Here is a 16,042-nt window from a genome sequence, read left to right on the forward strand (position 1 = left end):
CCCGTGCGCCGGTCATTGTTGTTACCGTCCGCAGCGGAGGGGAAGAGAAAGTTGCACTGTTGGATGCTGGCGCTGCTGTTGGGGCTCGCTGGAGCAGAAGTGCCTTCCTGAGCCGCCTGGACATCAAGCGCCCGCTCGGCTGACCACACCCGCCAGTCGGATAGCGTGTCAAACCGTTCCCCCAACATCTAGGCTTGTTGATTCAGAAATCCGAGGGATTGCATTGGCCAGACGAGATAGCTGCAGACACGGTGGTTCGGTTTAATGATTCAGGTGGTTTTGCGATTCAACGCACGCAAGACGCTCGACAACTTCTTTACTGCGACTTCCATCTCCCCTGGAGTGTGAGCGGCAAAACCCATCAGAAATCCAGCCTCATGTTTACAGGAGGCATACAAGGTTGTCAGCCCCAGCAGGTCGATGCCTGCTCTGCACGCGGACGCTACGGCCTCCGCTTCCGATATGTCTTTGGTGAGAAGACAGGGCATCTGCATGCCCCCGGTCGGCACCCGTGGCTCCAGGTAACCGGATAAGTATTTTTGAATCAGCCCTGCTAAGGCGTTTCGCCGCTGGGCATAGACAGTGCGCATGGTTCGCACATGAGCCCCGAAATGCCCTCCCTCAATGAAGCGAGCCAGCGTCAGTTGGGGAATCGGTGCGCTGTGTCCATCCAGCAGAGTGCGGGCCACCGTCATTGGCTGTACAAGGTGAGGCGGCAGAACCATGTAGCCGATGCGCAAGCCGGGAAACAGAGACTTTGTGAATGTGCCGATATATATCGTGCGCTCATGAGGGTCCAGCCCTTGCACACACGCCGTGGGTTTGCCCGCGTAGTGAAACTCGCTGTCGTAATCGTCTTCAATGATCCAGGCTTTCTCTCGCTGCGCCCACTCGATGACGGCTAAGCGTCGATCCAGCGCAAGCGTTGTACCCGTGGGAAACTGATGCGAGGGGGTCAGGAAAACAGCTCTGGCGGTCTGCTCTGCATGCAGCCGCTCGACCTGCATACCTTCGCCATCCACAGGTACGGGGACGCATGTGAGGCCGGCTGCATCGAACGCCTTGCGTGCGCCGTGGTAGACGGGGTCCTCGATAAAGATGCTCTCGCCAGCATCGAGCAGCACATTGGCGCACAAGGTCAGCGCCTGCTGAGAACTGGTAAGGACTAGCACGCGATCGGGAGTGGCGCGCGTGCCCCGCTCAAGACTGACGTAATCAGCAATGGCCCGGCGTAGCAGCTCCATGCCTTGAGGCGGGCTGTGTAGCAGTGCCTGAGTCCCGTACTCCTTGAACACCTGTCGTTGCAACCGCTCCCAGGTATGCAACGGGAAGTTGCGGGTCTCAGGTACCCCGGGTGCAAAGGCACGAGGTACCAGAAAGTCGTGTACTCCACCACCAGTCAGCATCGCATGTCCCCGCTGGCTCAGACGAAGCTGTGGTCTTCGTGTGGCAGTTCGGCGCACCAGGCCGCGACCGGGCAGGCGCTGCACTTGCGCAGACACGAAACTGCCGCTTCCTACGCGTCGATCGATGAATCCTTCGGCATGCAACTGGCTGTATGCCGCCTCTACTGTGTCGCGGGAGACACCCAGTGACTTGGCCAAGGTGCGCGATGGTGGCAGGGGACGGCCTACATCAAGTGCACCGTCGAGGATCAGTTGCCGCACTGCGCGTTGGATGCGTACCTGCAGCGACAAAGCGCCATGGGCAGGTTCTGCCATCCAGGCTTTGACGGTTTCGAGCTGGGCATGCTTGAACAATTGGTCGGTACACCTTATTGAAATTGGATGGGTGGATCAGTCCTTTCAAATCATATAAATCAGATGCCAACTCTGGTCAACCGCCTTTTTTCATGGGAGCTATACAAGAGTCATGTCATCCGATCATTCGCCGTCATCAGTTCATTGGGGAGACCTCACCCATCCCATCGTGGCAGGCCTTATTTCGGTCATCGTCAACTATGGTGGCACTTTCATCCTGGTGTTTCAAGCGGCCAAGGTGGCGGGGCTCAGCCCGGAGCTGACGGCGTCGTGGGTATGGTCGATTTCTATTGGCGTGGGGGTGACGGGACTGATACTGAGCTGGCTGACCCGGGAGCCGATCATCACGGCCTGGTCCACGCCGGCAGCAGCGTTCTTGGTGACGGCACTGGCGACTACGCCATACGCGGAGGCGGTCGGCGCCTACATTGTCTCAGCCGTGGCTTTCGTGGTGCTTGGGCTTTCGGGTTACTTCGAGCGCGTTATCCGTTTGATCCCTCCCGGTGTGGCTGCCGGGCTGCTCGCCGGCATCCTGTTGCACTTCGGTATCCAGGCCTTTGGCGGCATGAGCGTGGACCCCGTGCTGGCAGGGTTGCTGATCGTCACGTATGTGGTGCTCAAGCGGGTGATGGCGCGCTATGCCGTCGTTGGCATCCTTGTGGTCGGGCTGGTCTTCTTGCTGATCCAGCAACGCGTCGATATGACGGGGCTGGAGTTGAAGCTGGCTGCTCCCGTTTTCACCATGCCGGAGTTCTCGCTGAACGCCATGCTCAGTGTTGCACTGCCGTTGTTCCTGATCACGCTGACAGGGCAATACATGCCGGGCATGCTGGTGCTGCGCAACGATGGTTTCAAAACCAGCGCCAATCCCATCGTGACCGTTACAGGGCTGGGATCGTTGCTGATGGCACCGTTTGGTTCTCACGCCTTCAACATTGCTGCCATTACGGCAGCCATCGCTACTGGCAGGGAAGCGCACGAAGACCCGTCCAAGCGCTGGATCGCAGGCATCGCCGCAGGCGTTTGCTACATCCTGGTTGGCGTGTTCGGGGTAACGCTGGCCACTGTTTTCATGGCTTTCCCCGCCACGTTCATCACCACGCTGGCCGGCCTGGCGTTGCTGGGAACCATCGGCGGAAGCCTCGCCAGCGCCATGACTGACGCCAAGGCACGTGAAGCTTCATTGATCACATTTCTTGCCGCTGCATCCAACATCATGATGTTTGGCATCGGCGGTGCTTTCTGGGGATTGTTGATCGGCATGCTCTGCTATGCCGTACTCAACGGCGAGCTGCCCTGGCAACGTGCGCGCGGCAAGGCGATCGGCATCTCCGCTGTCGAACCCGCGATCAGGAAGGGGTAAGCCATGTCGGAGTCAATGGGCACCCCAACCAGACACGACCAGCATGGACGCTACCCACAGGCCATTTCTGTCGAAGACTTTCGTCACAACATAGCTGCCGTGCAGGCCCGCATCGCCGCCGCTTGCCAACGCTCCGGCCGCGATCCGGCCAGCGTTCGGCTGCTGCCCGTGAGCAAGACCAAGCCCGAATCCAGCCTGCGCCTGGCTTATGCGGCCGGCTGCCGCTTGCTCGGTGAAAACAAAGTGCAGGAGGCGCACTGCAAATGGGAGGCTATGCAGGATCTGAGCGATCTGAAATGGTCCGTCATCGGCCACCTGCAAACCAACAAGGCCAGGCTGGTGGCGCGCCTTGCCAGCGAGTTCCAGGCGCTGGACAGCCTGCGCGTGGCCGAGGTGCTGGACCGCCGCCTGCAGGCCGAGGGTCGCTCGCTGGACGTGTTCGTGCAGGTCAACACTTCCGGGGAGGTGAGCAAGTACGGCCTGGCCCCCGGGGGGTGCAGAGCTTCGTTGAACAACTACCCGCGTTTTCTGCACTGCGCGTGCGCGGGCTGATGACGCTGGCGCTGTTCTCTGCCGAAGCCGAGCGGGTGCGCCAGTGTTTCATCCTGCTGCGCGATCTGCGCGACAGGCTGCGGGAAAGCGCTCCTGCCGGCATCGAACTGGATGAGCTGTCCATGGGCATGTCAGGGGATTTCGAGATTGCCATCGAGGAAGGCGCCACCGTGGTGCGTGTAGGTCAGGCCATCTTCGGCGCCAGGCCCCATCCAGACCACTACTACTGGCCCACTGCTACCGATGCCGCAGCAGAGGAACCATCATGAAGACCGCCATCGCCATCCGTCACGTGCATTTCGAGGACCTGGGTACGCTGGAGCCCGTGTTGCAGGCACGCGGTTACACCGTGCGCTATGTCGATGCCGCGCATGACGACGTCGGCCGGCTGGACTGCCAGGGCGCCGATTTATTGGTGATGCTCGGAGGCCCCATCGGTGCATACGATGATGGGCAGTATCCCTGTGTCACCCAGGAGATGGCTTTGGTGTGTGCGCGGCTGCAATCGCGGCGTCCGCTGCTAGGCATCTGCCTCGGCGCGCAGCTGATCGCCCGCGCGCTGGGCGCCGAGGTCATACCCATGGGTGTGAAGGAGATTGGCTTTGCGCCGCTGGCGCTGACACCGGAAGGAGCGGCGTCGCCGCTCGCAGCGCTGGAGGGCGTGCCGGTGCTGCACTGGCACGGGGACCGTTTCGATATTCCACCTGGTGCGGCGCGCCTGGGGGGAACCGCGATCTGCGCCAATCAAGCGTTTGCCGTGGGCCGTTATGTGCTGGGGCTGCAATGTCACCTGGAGGCCGACCCGCGCCGGATTGAGTCCTGGCTGGTCGGCCATGCCTGCGAATTGGCCCAGGCGGGCGTGGACCCGCACGACCTGCGCGCCGAGGCACAGGCGCTGCAGGCGCGATTGTCCCAAGCGGCTTCGGAGGTGTTCAATCGCTGGCTTGATGGCTTTGAGGCTGATCCATGCGGAGAACAGCCGTGAATCCACTCTCCGTCGATGTGGTGTCCGTCCAATCTCAGGTGGTCTATGGCCGTGTGGGCAATAACGTCGCCGTTCCCACACTCGAAGGCCTCGGCCTGTCGGTGGCTGCAGTGCCTACCGTGGTGTTCAGCAATACCCCGCATTACCCGACGATGCACGGTGGCGTCGTGCCCGTCGAGTGGTTCGAAGGCTACTTGAAGGATCTGACGGCACGTGGGGCCACGCGTGCGCTGCGCGTCCTCCTGGTCGGCTATCTCGGCGATCCGGTACAAGCCGATGCCTTGGCGCGCTGGATAGGGCAGTTGTTGAAGGAGGACACCCATCTGCGCATCGTGATCGACCCGGTGTTGGGCGATCACGACCACGGCATCTATGTGGATGCCCGGCTGGTTGATGCCTATCGCAGGAGCTTGCTACCACTGGCCGATGGGCTGACACCGAACGGCTTCGAGCTGGCGCAACTGACCGGCCTGGCAGTCAATGACACGGAAAGCGTGGTCGCCGCTGCGCGTACCTTACTGACAGGACGTACCCGGTGGGTCGCTGTGACAAGCGCTGCTCCCGACACTTGGTCCCACGACGAAATGCAGGTGGTGTTTGTCACCCGCACGCAGGTCGAGGTCATCACGCATCCGCGCATCAATGTCGCGCCCAAGGGCACCGGCGATCTGTTCTGCGCCACCCTGGCTGGGCATTGGCTCAATGGCATTTCTCTGCCGGAAGCTACTGCCCTGGCATGCCGCCAGGTTGTCAGCGCGTTGCTCAGCACCCAACAGGCTAATTGCGCTGAATTGCTGCTCCCACCAACTGGCGGTCACGCCAATCAGCACGGTCTGTTAGCGCATCAGCGGACACGCCAGTTCACTTATCAAATCAAGCATTGAGGATATTGCCATGCACTCTGCACGCTCCCATTTGATGCGGGCCTACTCGCGCCAACCCATTTCTTTTGTGCGCGGCAGTGGTGCGCGTCTATGGGATGAACAAGGGGTGGAGTATCTGGATGCCATTGCCGGTGTCGCCGTCACCAGCCTGGGCCACGCCCATCCCGCGATCACGGCCGCCATCGCGGAACAGGCCGAGACACTGATGCATACCTCCAACGTCTTCCGCATTGACTGGCAGGAACGGCTGGGCGAGCGCCTCTGCAAACTGTGCAACATGGAGCGGGTCTTCTTCTGCAACTCGGGCGCTGAGGCCAATGAAACCGCCATCAAGCTCGCCCGGCTGCACGGCCACCGCAAACAGATCGCGCAGCCGCAGATTCTGGTAATGGAGAACGCCTTTCATGGCCGCACGCTCGCTACGCTCGCCGCTACCGACAGTGCAGCCGGCCAGCATGGCTTTGGGCCGCTGACGCCCGGCTTCGTGCGGGTTGCGTTCGATGACATTGAGGCGGTGCGGCATGCCGCGCAGGAGTTGCACGGCATCGTGGCCGTGCTGATTGAGCCAGTTCAGGGCGAAGGGGGTATCCGGGCCGCCAGCCCCGGGTACATGCAGGCATTGCGCTCGTTGTGCGATCAGCATGGATGGCTGTTGATGCTCGATGAGATTCAGGCGGGCCTTGGCCGCACGGGAGCCTGGTTTGGCCACCAGCACGCAGGCATCACACCTGACGTCATGACCCTGGCCAAAGCGCTGGGCAACGGATTCCCCATCGGCGCTTGCCTGGCGCGCGGCGCCGCAGCCGACCTGTTCTCGCCGGGGCAGCATGGCTCCACCTTCGGCGGCAACCCGTTAGCCTGCCGCGTGGCCTGCGCCGTCCTTGATGTCATGGAGAGGGAGCGCCTCCCTCATCGGGCCGCCGTGCTGGGAGATCGCCTACTGGCTGGCTTGCAAAATGCCTTGCACGGCCATCCGAACGTACGGGCTGTCCGAGGCGCGGGTCTGATGGCCGGGATCGAACTGGATAGGAACTGCCAGGAACTGGTTGGTCGGGCGCTGGCAGAGCAGCGCTTATTGATCACCGTGACCCGCGAGCGTACTGTCCGTCTGCTGCCGCCACTGGTGTGCAGCGAAAGCCAGATCGACGAGATCGTGACGCGCGTCAGCCGCCTGCTGTTCCGGGAAATGGCGGGCAGCGATGTGGCGGCGCATGGCGAGAGCCTCCCGGTGGAAGCGACGCCATGACGCAATCGCCAGAGAGGCAGAGCATCGGATCGGACGTTTTTTTAGGAGATTCGGCGGGAGCTGCTTCAGTGAGACTCTGGCTCGGGCGGCCGAGAAGCGGTGGCTAGCCTACGAACGCTATTGCGCCAGCCCCGCCTGTTATTCATCGCGTGGCCAAGAGTAGCTTGCTGCCGCTGACGTCTGCAGTCGCTTCCGCATGGGTTGCCATGTCGCACGTGGTGGTTCCCGGACTACCAGCGCATGCCCTGGTTGGTGCACACCTCCACCATCTCTGCGCCACTGGCACCGCGCCAGCACCAGCGTGGCGGTCAGGGCCGAGTGCGCAACTGGCCAGCGCCATGCAGGCGATCAGCCACCAGGTCAGTCGGCGCGCCAGCGGTTGGCAGGAGAGGTGGTTCATCAGAGCGCCAGAGAAGGCGGATCCGGCGTGCGGCACCAGTGCGCTCAGTTGCAGCAGGATCATGCGGCCCAGGCGGTGTGCGGGGCGCCCCGTGCTCCCGTGGGGTAGCCGCAGAATGACTGGTTCCCATGCTTAGCGTGGCCCTGGATGGGAGGGCGGTGCGATGAATGTACTGAGACTCGGTATGAATAGGGCATCAAAGGTTCGCTTTTATAGAAGAAAGATCACTTAAAGTGAGTTTTTTGCATTATTTCTGAACCTTTGGCATTGGCGAGCCGGATCGCGATACGGCCGTGGCACGGGCCGTCGCCCAGATGGTGCAGATTCTGCCGGGCACATCGCTGGTCCGGACGGATGCCGGGCTGCCCTGATGTGGGCTGCGCCGTGTCGCGGTCGTTCATCGGATCGGCCGGTACCGGCGCAGCCTGACATCGGGGGCGGCGGGCGCAGCGGACTTTGCAGCGCGCGAGGCCTGCTTGCGTTCCTCGATCCAGGCCTCGACCTCTTCCAGATCCCAGACGACGCAGCGGGCCGTGAGGCGGAAGCGCCTGGGAAATTCGCCGCGCTGTTCCATCTCATAGATTGTTGTCTCTGCCAGGGGGACGATCTGTCGCAGTTCGCCGCGGCGGATGGTACGCCGGAAGGGAAGGGGGCTACAGCTGAGTAACTGCGGAAGTGCCGCGTAAGCCTCCGTTCCTGGTTGAGGAAGTGATTGGCCTGTGTCGGTGCTGTCTGCGTTGGATGTTTGTCTTGACTGCTCCACCTCGGACTCCATGAACGTGCTGCATGGGAACATGGTGACGTTCACTGTCAATCGGGACAACTTGCTGCGGCGTAGGAGGGCGAACCCCATGCGCGCATCAACGCATCTGCACTGCGGACTGCCCCCGGCGTCTCGGCATGCCGCCGCCGAGCTGTCGTGCTTTCGCATCGCGCCGCCTGCGACGTCTCGCCCCTGTCGGGCTTCCATCCCTGACGCCTCCGGCCCATTCGGGCCTGCGCGCTGCGCTTGCCGCAGGAACCAAGTGTGTGGAGTGGGCGAGGTGTGGGCGGTCTTGCTGTTCCCTTCATGCTGCCACGGCGTGCTCGCCGTCAAGGGCTACGCGCCGATGGCGCTTGCGTCCTGGCGTCCGTCGTGGACCCCTGACTGCTTGTGCTGCGCCGTGCCCTGCAAGGGTCGGGCAATTCCGCCCGGCAACCTTTCAGGAGTTCACCATGAACAACGCACTCATCACCGACGAGCAACGCGTCGTGCTGCTGGCCAACGGCCGCGAATCCTTGGTGAACCCGGACTTCGATCCGGCGCCCGTGGTCAAGCTGTTCACGCCGGATGCCGGCGCAACCTGGCTGCTGACCGAGATCGACCCTGATGACCACGACCACGCCTTTGGGCTGTGCGATCTCGGCCTGGGGATACCCGAGCTGGGCTGGGTCAGTCTGCAGGAACTTGAAGCGGTTCGCGGGCGGCTGGGGTTGCCGGTCGAACGTGATCTGCACTTCCGTGCCGAGAAGCGGCTGAGCGCCTATGCGCAGGATGCGCGGCCGGCCGGGCGGATTGCTGTCTGACCTGATCATTGGGGCGCCGCAAGGCGCCTCAAGCTTGGCTGCTGGCTCAATGTGGATTTTCGCCGGGGCGCAACGTCAGAACGCTCACACCACTTTGGGTGACTGCCACGGTGTGCTCGAACTGCGCGGACAGTTGCCCATCGCGCGTGACGACGGTCCAGCCGTCGTCTTCGGTGCGCACGGCGTGCCGCCCCTGGTTCACCATCGGTTCAATGGTGAACACCATGCCCTCGCGCAGCACCAGCCCGGTGCGCGGGCGGCCCCAGTGCAGCACCTGGGGCTCCTCGTGCATCTCGCGGCCGATGCCGTGGCCGCAATACTCCCTGACCACCGAATAGCCATTGCGGCGGGCATGCCGCTCGATGGCATGGCCCACGTCGCCGAGCGTGGCGCCTGGCCGGACGGTCCGGATGCCTTTCCACATCGCCTCGTAGGCCGTCTGCACGAGCCGCCTGGCCGGTGGCGCTACCTCGCCCACGAGATAGGTCTTGCTGGAATCGGCGATGTACCCGTTCTTCTCCAGCGTGATATCGAAATTCACGATGTCTCCGTCCTGCAGGATTTCCGCCGTGGACGGGATGCCGTGGCAGACCACGTGGTTGCGCGAAGCGTTGAGTGCGTAGGCGTAGCCATATTGCCCCTTGCTGGCCGGGCGCGCGTTGAGCACGTGGACGATGAGGCCGTCGACCAGATCGTTGACCTGCATCGTGGACATGCCGATCAGGTTCAATCGATCAAGACGGTCGAACACCTGCGCCAATAGCCGGCCCGACTCTGCCAGCAGCGCGATTTCCTCGGGGCGCTTGGTCATGTCGCTCCTATCTTGACAGGCTGAGCGACTACGCCTGCCGCCCGCAGTTCGCGAGCAACGATCTCGTTGAAGCTTTGTGTCGGATGCATTTCGCACAGCATGCCGATCCTGATCCAGAACGCTGCCTGGGCGTTGATCGACCGGCACGACACTGCGCTTGCCTTGCGCAATTGGTCGTGCAGATCGTCGTCGATGTTCACGATACCCATGTGCTTTGATCTATATGAAACATATACAAATCATATGGTCTATCGAGCTAAGGCGCAAGTGAACTGCTGACGTGACCAAAGACGGAGCATGGATGTCCGGGCGTTGCCGGCCGAGAAACATGACCGGCCGCGCTGTCGTGCTGCGCATCGAGCCCCTGCGGCGTCTCTCCCCTGACGGGCTTCCATCGTTCCCTCGTTCCGCGCGGCTGACGCCTACGGCCCGGCTTCCAGCTTCGTGCCTGCGCGCTTGCGCTTGCCGTGCAGTCCGGCACACAGAGGCGGCCGTTGCCATGTCCAGCCGTCTTTCCTGACTCATCACCTTGTCCGCGACCGTAGCCCGCGGCCGGGTGCCGCCAAGGCGCGCAGGGCCGTGTCCTCGGCTGCGCCTGCGGGCCGCACCCACCCTGCGCTTGTTTCCTTGACGGCCCCCGGCCGCGCGCTCCTTTGGCCGCGGGCGATGAACTCAGGAAAGACGGTGGCAACAGGGCCAACCGGGTTCCTCGTGCCGACCGCACCGAACAGCCGAAAGGCTGGGCTCCGAATCTTGGAATCCGGTGTGCGGTTTTCTTCAACAGCCTTTTTGTTCAGGAGAAAGACCATGCAACTCGCATCCCGTTTCGCTTCCCGGTCCCCGTCGTTGCGCAGCGATTCCCCGCTGTCCGATGACCAAATCTTGCGCGTGGCGCCGTCCATCTTCGCGGATGCCCCGCATGCGAGCCGTTCCGAGCGGTACAGCTACATCCCCACGGCTGCCGTGTTGACCGAGCTTCGCAAGGAGGGGTTTCAACCCTTCATGGTGTGCCAGACCCGCGTGCGCGATGAAGGCAAGCGCGAGCACACGAAACACCTGCTGCGCCTGCGCCATGCCAGCCAGATCAACGGCGCGGAAGCTAACGAAATCGTGCTGCTGAACTCGCATGACGGCACCAGCAGCTATCAGATGCTGGCGGGGCAGTTCAGATTCGTTTGCAGCAATGGCCTTGTGTGTGGCGACACCGTGGCCGATGTGCGCGTGCCCCACAAAGGCGATGTGGCCGGGCTGGTGATCGAGGGCGCGTATCAGGTGCTGAGCGGCTTTGACCGCGTGCGCGACTCCCGCGATGCCATGCGCGCCGTTACCTTGGACGATGGCGAATCCGAAGTGTTCGCCCGCGCCGCGCTGTCCCTCAAGTACGACGACCCGGACAAGCCCGCACCCATCACGGAATCGCAAATCCTGATGCCGCGCCGGTTCGACGACCGCCGCCCCGACCTGTGGAGCGTGTTCAACCGCACGCAGGAGAACCTGACCAAGGGCGGATTGGCTGGCCGCGCCGCCAATGGCCGCAGGCAGCAGACCCGGCCCGTGCAGGGCATTGATTCGGACATTCGCCTGAACCGCGCCCTGTGGCTGCTGGCTGATGGTATGCGCGCCCTCAAGGCGTGACCCCCTCTGACGTTTTCCCCGCCGGAGGGGCGGTTCCCCTCCATTCCCTTGTTTCATTCGATTGGAGATTCACCATGAACGCCGTTACCACCACCGAACCCCAAGCCCTCGACACCCGAGCCAACGTGCTGCAAGCTGCCGACCCGAGCAAGCACATGATTTTGGTTCCGCTGTCGCGGTTGGTGCTGCGCCCCACGGGCCGCAACGTGCGCAAGACCGTCCCGCGCATGTCCATTCCCGAACTGGCCGCGAGCATTCAGCGCGTGGGCCTGCTGCAAAACCTGATCGTGATTCCCGCCGCCAATGGCGAGCATTACGAGGTGGTGGCCGGGGGCCGCAGGCTGGCTGCGTTGAAGTTGCTGGCGAAAAAGCACCGCATCGCCAAGGATTGGGACGTGCCTTGCCTGCAGGTGGCCGATGGCACGGCCCGCACGGCGAGCCTCACCGAGAACGTGCAGCGCGAAGCCATGCACCCGGCCGACCAGTTCGAGGCCTTCGCAGCATTGGTGGCTGAAGGCCGCCCCATTGAGGACATTGCGGCGGATTTCAGCGTCACGCCGCTGGTGGTGCAGCGGCGCTTGAAGCTGGCGAACGTGTCGCCGCGCCTGATGGGCGACTACCGGGCCGACGCCGTGAGCCTTGACCAGTTGATGGCGCTGTCCATCACCGACGACCACGCCGCGCAGGAAGCCGCGTTCTACGAAGCCCCGCAGTGGCAGCGCCAACCGTCCGCGCTCCGCGAACGCCTCACCGAGCGCGAGATTGACGCCTACCGGCACCCGCTGGTGCGCTTCGTCGGGCTGGATGCCTACGAGCAGGCAGGCGGCGGCATCCGCCACGACCTGTTCGCGGAAGGCGATGCGGGCGTGTACCTGACAGACGCCGCGCTGCTGGAACGGCTGGCGCAAGACAAGCTGGCAGGCATCGCCGCCGAAGTGAAGGCCGAAGGCTGGGCTTGGGCCGATGCCACGCCGGGCGTGACCCACGCCGACCTGCACGCCTTCCAGCGTGCTCCGAGAGAGCGGCGCGAACCCAACAAGCGCGAAGCGCAGCGCATCGAGAAGCTGCAAGCCAAGATGCAGGAGGTAGCCGAAGCCATTGATGCCGCGACGGACGCCGAGGACGAGGACAAGGCCGACGCGCTGCAAGAGGAAGGCGAACGGCTGAGCGAGCAGTTGCAGGCGCTGGAGGATGGCTTGCAGGGATATGCCGCGAACGTGAAGGCCGCAGCTGGGGCCATCGTCACCATTGACCGCAACGGCGAGGCCGTGATTCATCGCGGGCTGCTGCGCGAGGCCGAGGCCAAGGCGCTGCGCACGCTGGAGAAGCTGCGGCAAGGCTTCGGCAGTGTGGAGGGCGAAGCCGAGGACGGCGACGGCGAGAACGACGAAGCGCCCAAGGCCGCAGCGATCTCCGACCGGCTGGCCCAGCGCCTGAGCGCCCATCGCACCGCCGCGCTGCAAATCGAAGTGGCCCGGCATCCGCACGTCGCGCTGGCCGCACTGGTGCATGGCATGGTGCAGACCGCCTTGCAAGGCCGCTACTACGGCCATGATCTGCCGCTGGGCGTGCGCCTCACGGTGCAAGACCGGTTGGAAGGCATAGCCCCGGACTGGCCGGAATCGCCCGCCGGCGTGGCGCTGCGCGAACTCCAAGAAACCTGGGGCTGCAAGCTGCCCGAGGACAGCGCCGCACTGTTCGCCGAGCTGCTGGCGATGGAGCAAGGCGAACTGGTCAAGCTGCTGGCCGTCTGCGTGGCTTCCACGGTGGACGTGGTGACGTCTCGCGCCACGGTGCACCAGCCCGGCGCGGAACTGGCGCAGGCCGTGGGCCTCGACATGGCAGCATGGTGGCAACCCACAGCGGAAGGCTACTTCAAGCACGTTCCGAAGGCGGCGGTTTTGCAAGCCGTGGGCAAGTTCGCGCCCGAGAGCGTCCACCGGCTGGCGAAGCTCAAGAAGGCCTACATTGCCAGCGAGGCCGAGCGGCTGGTGAACCGCACGGGCTGGATGCCTGCCATCTTCAAGACGGCAGAGGCGCCCCAGGAATGCCCGCAGGATGCGGAGCAGGACGGTGTGGAAGAAGTCGCCACTGTGGCGGATGAACCCGCCGAGGCATTGGCCGCTTGACCCATGCCGAAGGCAAGCGCCCCGGCCGAGGCGCTTTGCCGCAGGGAGCCGAACCATGCCCACCATCAACACCACCAGCCGCCCGCGCATGGCGGCGATCTACGCCCCCGGCACGGTGCGCGCCCGCCGCTGGCATGGCGATGGCGACGTGCGCGGCTACCGTCCGCCTTGGGGCTGGACGGTCCGCGCCGACCTCACCGACATTCACCCCATCACGGGCCGCGCCTTGGCGCGCGCCGTGTGGTGGATCATCGAGACGAAGGAATAGCCATCGTCAGCACCGCGCCCAGGCCGTTCCGCCCTGGGCGCGGTGAACTTCAAAAAAATCCGGGCGCGGCGGTGGCCGCGCCCGGATTCAACGCCCTACAGCAAAGCGGCATCAAATACCGCTTGCTGCTGGCACCAGGGGTGGATTCAGTTGCGTCATCTTGAACGCAGGGTCGAGTACGTACTGGAACACAGCTGCAAGCGTGATGGTGTTGTCCAAGTTGTAGATCGGGCCATTGAGTACTGACGAGAAGCCCCAACGATTCGGGTGCACGTTACGACCACCTGGTGACGTCCAGTACTCCTGTGCTTGGTGGAGCAAACCATCGTCACCCGACTCCAGTTCTGACGAAAGCACTGCCCACCCGTTCTGACTCAGCAGCGCCGCGTATCGCTCTGCGGTGGCCATCACTGCCGATGGCATGACTTGGAAGCTGTTGCAAACCCTGATAAATGTCTCAAATTGCAGCGGACTTTTGCCCGATTCAACCTTCGTCCAGGCGCTCGGCGTTTTGCCGATCCAGTCGGCGACTTGCGCTTGGTGAATGCCACGTTCTGCGCGCAGTTCGCGGAGAACGATCATACAAATGCTGGTAATTGTCGTTATTTTTGCATCTCACTGATCATGGTGCGAATCCTAAAAATTTGCCACGAAAGCTAGATTATACCATTGATTAGAATATTCATGTTCCTGTTGGGAACATGAATATTCCAAATATTGACCATCTATCCTCGGCAGATGTATCAGCGCGCCGGTAGGCTGGTGGCGATCACGCTGGAGCTTGCTGCGACAGGTTGTGCGAATGCGTGCCGTCCTCAACGCTGACGGTTCTCGCCCATCACGTCACGAAGGACGGTTCACGGACATCCCGCCCGGCATCGCCATGGAGCTTCCACGCCACGCCTCAAGACTGGCGCCGCAAGGTGCGGTGGGGGCGTTCTCGCCTGTCGTCAGGTGGTTGACCTGGCCCGCGTCAGGGGGGGCGAGCCGGTGCAGCCTTCGTGCGGGGATGCCGAGCCGGCACTGTCTCCTTTCGGTGCGGTTCAGCCCAAGGCGTCCTTGTGTTGTTGTGAATCCTGGCGGTGGCGCGGCTGCGCCTCGGGCTTCCTGGCTGCAACCGTCCAGCGAAAACAATTTCCCCTCTGCTGCGCAGATTCCTCGCGGGACAAATTCTTTTCGCCTCCCGGCTCTCCACTGCGTTGCGACCGCAAGCGGTGCAGCCCGCCCGTCCCCCGCCGGCCGGATCACAACAAGGACGCGATGGGCGCGAACCTTGTTGCACCAAAAGGAGATCCATCATGGCCAACATCGGCACCTTCACCGCAGACAAAGACGGCTTTACCGGCACGCTTCGCACCCTGACGCTCAATGTCAAGGTCAAGCTGGTTCCCAACGACAAGGGCGACAACGAGAAGGCCCCCGACTACCGCCTGCAGGCCGCCAGCCACGACATCGGCGCGGCGTGGAAGAAGACCAGCGAGGCCGGGCGGGAGTACATCTCCGTGACCCTCGACGATCCTTCGTTTCCGGCCACGGTCTACGCCCGCCTGATCGAAGGCGAGGACGGCACGCACGATCTGATCTGGTCGCGCAGCAAGCCCCAGGCGGCCTGACGGCCGCCAGCGCCCCGCCCACAGCGGCGGGGCGCTGTACTGCTTGGATCGACAGACAGGAAGGCTTGGCTCTCCCAGCTTCGTGATGGTGGTGGTCGGGCAGCATCACAATGATCTCGGGTTGCCAGGGCGGATGCAGGGCGATTCGGCGCACTGCGCCGACCGGGCTTTGCGGGCTGCGCCCCATGCCGACTTCGCCGTCATGGCCATTCGGCTTCAATCCCTATCAAAGCTTCGCGCCGATGGCGCTGCGCGCTGCGCTTGCCTCCGGGGGAAAGCCCTGCGGCCTATCCCCGCCGCGCGATGCTTGGCGCCCCTGCAGTCACCGAACCGGCGGCGCCGGATCGGCCACGCCAGTGACGTCGCACGCTATGGCGTGTCACTCTTCTTCGCCACAGTCTCCAACTCCTGGCGCACCTGCAACAGCAGCTGATCAACCTGCTGCAGGTCGTCGCCGGCATAGGCCAGCGTCAGCAGCGTGAGCGGATGAATCTCCATGACCTCGCACAGCTCGGCCAGCTTGTTCAAGGTGGGGCTTTTGAGGTCGCGCTCCAGCGTGCTCATGTAGGTGCGGCTCGACACGTCCGAGAACGCTTCCTGGCTCAAACCACGTGCTTTCCTGATGGTCTTCAATGCCTCCGACAATGTATGTTTCGCTGCCAATCCTGGATCTTCCCAAAATCCAAGATGACAGCCGATTGCGCCCTATAGGACTACAATCTATAGTGTTCAACTATGCCCGCCTGCCGCTTTCGTGCTTTTACGGAAATCCGTATCTGTGGCTTCTCACAGAAGCGCAAAGCCGCATCCGTGCCTTTCCTCAAACCCGC

At 63.2% G+C, this 16,042-nt stretch carries 16 protein-coding genes and 1 pseudogene; 10 read left to right on the forward strand and 7 right to left on the reverse strand.

What is annotated here, in order from left to right:
• Positions 1-269: 269 nt before the first annotated feature.
• The gene (gene pdxR / locus BA022_RS04490; protein WP_088886665.1) at positions 270-1,760 is read right to left on the reverse strand and encodes a MocR-like pyridoxine biosynthesis transcription factor PdxR; all 1,491 of its coding nucleotides are present in this window, start codon (positions 1,758-1,760) and stop codon (positions 270-272) included.
• Between the two features lie 112 nt (positions 1,761-1,872).
• Between pdxR and BA022_RS04495 the strand changes: the two genes are divergently transcribed.
• From BA022_RS04495 to BA022_RS04515, 5 genes and pseudogenes are all read left to right on the forward strand, one after another.
• Positions 1,873-3,123, forward strand: a complete 1,251-nt coding sequence (locus BA022_RS04495; RefSeq protein WP_088886666.1) for a benzoate/H(+) symporter BenE family transporter — start codon at positions 1,873-1,875, stop codon at positions 3,121-3,123.
• 15 nt (positions 3,124-3,138) lie between these two features.
• A pseudogene (locus tag BA022_RS04500) lies at positions 3,139-3,944 on the forward strand (YggS family pyridoxal phosphate-dependent enzyme).
• Complete coding sequence (locus tag BA022_RS04505) at positions 3,941-4,660, forward strand: glutamine amidotransferase (protein WP_088886667.1); 720 nt, start codon at positions 3,941-3,943, stop codon at positions 4,658-4,660. The pseudogene BA022_RS04500 and the gene BA022_RS04505 overlap by 4 nt, the downstream one beginning before the upstream one ends.
• Positions 4,642-5,544, forward strand: coding sequence for a pyridoxine/pyridoxal/pyridoxamine kinase (gene pdxK, locus BA022_RS04510; RefSeq protein WP_088886668.1), 903 nt, complete (start codon positions 4,642-4,644; stop codon positions 5,542-5,544). Before BA022_RS04505 ends, pdxK begins: the two co-directional genes overlap by 19 nt.
• Positions 5,545-5,554: 10 nt before the next feature.
• Positions 5,555-6,790, forward strand: coding sequence for an aspartate aminotransferase family protein (locus BA022_RS04515; protein ID WP_088886669.1), 1,236 nt, complete (start codon positions 5,555-5,557; stop codon positions 6,788-6,790).
• Between the two features lie 624 nt (positions 6,791-7,414).
• Here the strand turns inward: BA022_RS04515 and BA022_RS19285 are convergent.
• Both BA022_RS19285 and BA022_RS04520 read right to left on the reverse strand, forming a co-directional pair.
• Positions 7,415-7,591 carry a hypothetical protein gene (locus BA022_RS19285; protein ID WP_187306014.1) on the reverse strand — a complete coding sequence of 59 codons (177 nt, stop codon included), beginning with the start codon at positions 7,589-7,591 and terminating at the stop codon, positions 7,415-7,417.
• Positions 7,588-7,965 carry a helix-turn-helix transcriptional regulator gene (locus BA022_RS04520; protein WP_088888510.1) on the reverse strand — a complete coding sequence of 126 codons (378 nt, stop codon included), beginning with the start codon at positions 7,963-7,965 and terminating at the stop codon, positions 7,588-7,590. Before BA022_RS04520 ends, BA022_RS19285 begins: the two co-directional genes overlap by 4 nt.
• Before the next feature lie 440 nt (positions 7,966-8,405).
• Here BA022_RS04520 and BA022_RS04525 point away from each other — a divergent pair, with 440 nt between their 5' ends.
• On the forward strand, positions 8,406-8,756 hold the full coding sequence (locus tag BA022_RS04525) for a DUF2958 domain-containing protein (RefSeq protein WP_088886670.1): 351 nt from the start codon (positions 8,406-8,408) through the stop codon (positions 8,754-8,756).
• 46 nt (positions 8,757-8,802) lie between these two features.
• Here BA022_RS04525 and map read toward each other — a convergent pair whose 3' ends face one another.
• Both map and BA022_RS04535 read right to left on the reverse strand, forming a co-directional pair.
• On the reverse strand, positions 8,803-9,567 hold the full coding sequence (gene map, locus BA022_RS04530; RefSeq protein ID WP_088886671.1) for a type I methionyl aminopeptidase: 765 nt from the start codon (positions 9,565-9,567) through the stop codon (positions 8,803-8,805).
• Positions 9,564-9,776 carry a ParD-like family protein gene (locus BA022_RS04535; protein ID WP_088886672.1) on the reverse strand — a complete coding sequence of 71 codons (213 nt, stop codon included), beginning with the start codon at positions 9,774-9,776 and terminating at the stop codon, positions 9,564-9,566. The genes map and BA022_RS04535 overlap by 4 nt, the downstream gene beginning before the upstream one ends.
• 598 nt (positions 9,777-10,374) lie before the next feature.
• Between BA022_RS04535 and BA022_RS04540 the strand changes: the two genes are divergently transcribed.
• From BA022_RS04540 to BA022_RS04550, 3 genes are all read left to right on the forward strand, one after another.
• Positions 10,375-11,202, forward strand: a complete 828-nt coding sequence (locus BA022_RS04540; RefSeq protein ID WP_088886673.1) for a DUF932 domain-containing protein — start codon at positions 10,375-10,377, stop codon at positions 11,200-11,202.
• Between the two features lie 74 nt (positions 11,203-11,276).
• The gene (locus tag BA022_RS04545) at positions 11,277-13,331 is read left to right on the forward strand and encodes a ParB/RepB/Spo0J family partition protein (RefSeq protein ID WP_088886674.1); all 2,055 of its coding nucleotides are present in this window, start codon (positions 11,277-11,279) and stop codon (positions 13,329-13,331) included.
• 55 nt (positions 13,332-13,386) lie between these two features.
• Entirely contained in the window at positions 13,387-13,599 is a 213-nt protein-coding gene (locus BA022_RS04550; protein WP_088886675.1) for a hypothetical protein, read from the forward strand.
• A 111-nt stretch (positions 13,600-13,710) separates the two neighbouring features.
• Here the strand turns inward: BA022_RS04550 and BA022_RS04555 are convergent, their stop codons facing one another.
• Entirely contained in the window at positions 13,711-14,181 is a 471-nt protein-coding gene (locus BA022_RS04555) for a helix-turn-helix domain-containing protein (protein ID WP_088886676.1), read from the reverse strand.
• A 716-nt stretch (positions 14,182-14,897) separates the two neighbouring features.
• On the opposite strand from BA022_RS04555, the gene BA022_RS04565 reads away from it, so the two are divergent.
• A complete protein-coding gene (locus BA022_RS04565) occupies positions 14,898-15,212 on the forward strand; it encodes a DUF736 domain-containing protein (RefSeq protein ID WP_088886677.1) in 315 nt (104 codons plus the stop codon).
• A 369-nt stretch (positions 15,213-15,581) separates the two neighbouring features.
• On the opposite strand, the gene BA022_RS04570 is transcribed toward BA022_RS04565, so the two are convergent.
• Positions 15,582-15,875 (reverse strand): helix-turn-helix domain-containing protein, encoded by a 294-nt coding sequence (locus BA022_RS04570; protein WP_088886678.1) that lies wholly within the window; start codon positions 15,873-15,875, stop codon positions 15,582-15,584.
• Between the last annotated feature and the right edge of the window lie 167 nt (positions 15,876-16,042).

Origin of the sequence: Diaphorobacter nitroreducens (assembly GCF_002214645.1) — a bacterium.
GTDB lineage: Bacteria > Pseudomonadota > Gammaproteobacteria > Burkholderiales > Burkholderiaceae_C > Diaphorobacter > Diaphorobacter nitroreducens.

Coding starts and splice junctions, on each gene's coding strand:
- BA022_RS04565 (WP_088886677.1), top strand. CDS start 14,898: ATGGCCAACATCGGCACCTTCACCGCAGACAAAGACGGCTTTACCGGC.
- BA022_RS04525 (WP_088886670.1), top strand. CDS start 8,406: ATGAACAACGCACTCATCACCGACGAGCAACGCGTCGTGCTGCTGGCC.
- BA022_RS04550 (WP_088886675.1), top strand. CDS start 13,387: ATGCCCACCATCAACACCACCAGCCGCCCGCGCATGGCGGCGATCTAC.
- BA022_RS04535 (WP_088886672.1), bottom strand. CDS start 9,776: ATGGGTATCGTGAACATCGACGACGATCTGCACGACCAATTGCGCAAG.
- BA022_RS04515 (WP_088886669.1), top strand. CDS start 5,555: ATGCACTCTGCACGCTCCCATTTGATGCGGGCCTACTCGCGCCAACCC.
- BA022_RS19285 (WP_187306014.1), bottom strand. CDS start 7,591: ATGAACGACCGCGACACGGCGCAGCCCACATCAGGGCAGCCCGGCATC.
- BA022_RS04505 (WP_088886667.1), top strand. CDS start 3,941: ATGAAGACCGCCATCGCCATCCGTCACGTGCATTTCGAGGACCTGGGT.
- map (WP_088886671.1), bottom strand. CDS start 9,567: ATGACCAAGCGCCCCGAGGAAATCGCGCTGCTGGCAGAGTCGGGCCGG.
- pdxK (WP_088886668.1), top strand. CDS start 4,642: ATGCGGAGAACAGCCGTGAATCCACTCTCCGTCGATGTGGTGTCCGTC.
- BA022_RS04555 (WP_088886676.1), bottom strand. CDS start 14,181: ATGATCGTTCTCCGCGAACTGCGCGCAGAACGTGGCATTCACCAAGCG.
- BA022_RS04545 (WP_088886674.1), top strand. CDS start 11,277: ATGAACGCCGTTACCACCACCGAACCCCAAGCCCTCGACACCCGAGCC.
- BA022_RS04495 (WP_088886666.1), top strand. CDS start 1,873: ATGTCATCCGATCATTCGCCGTCATCAGTTCATTGGGGAGACCTCACC.
- BA022_RS04520 (WP_088888510.1), bottom strand. CDS start 7,965: ATGGAGTCCGAGGTGGAGCAGTCAAGACAAACATCCAACGCAGACAGC.
- BA022_RS04540 (WP_088886673.1), top strand. CDS start 10,375: ATGCAACTCGCATCCCGTTTCGCTTCCCGGTCCCCGTCGTTGCGCAGC.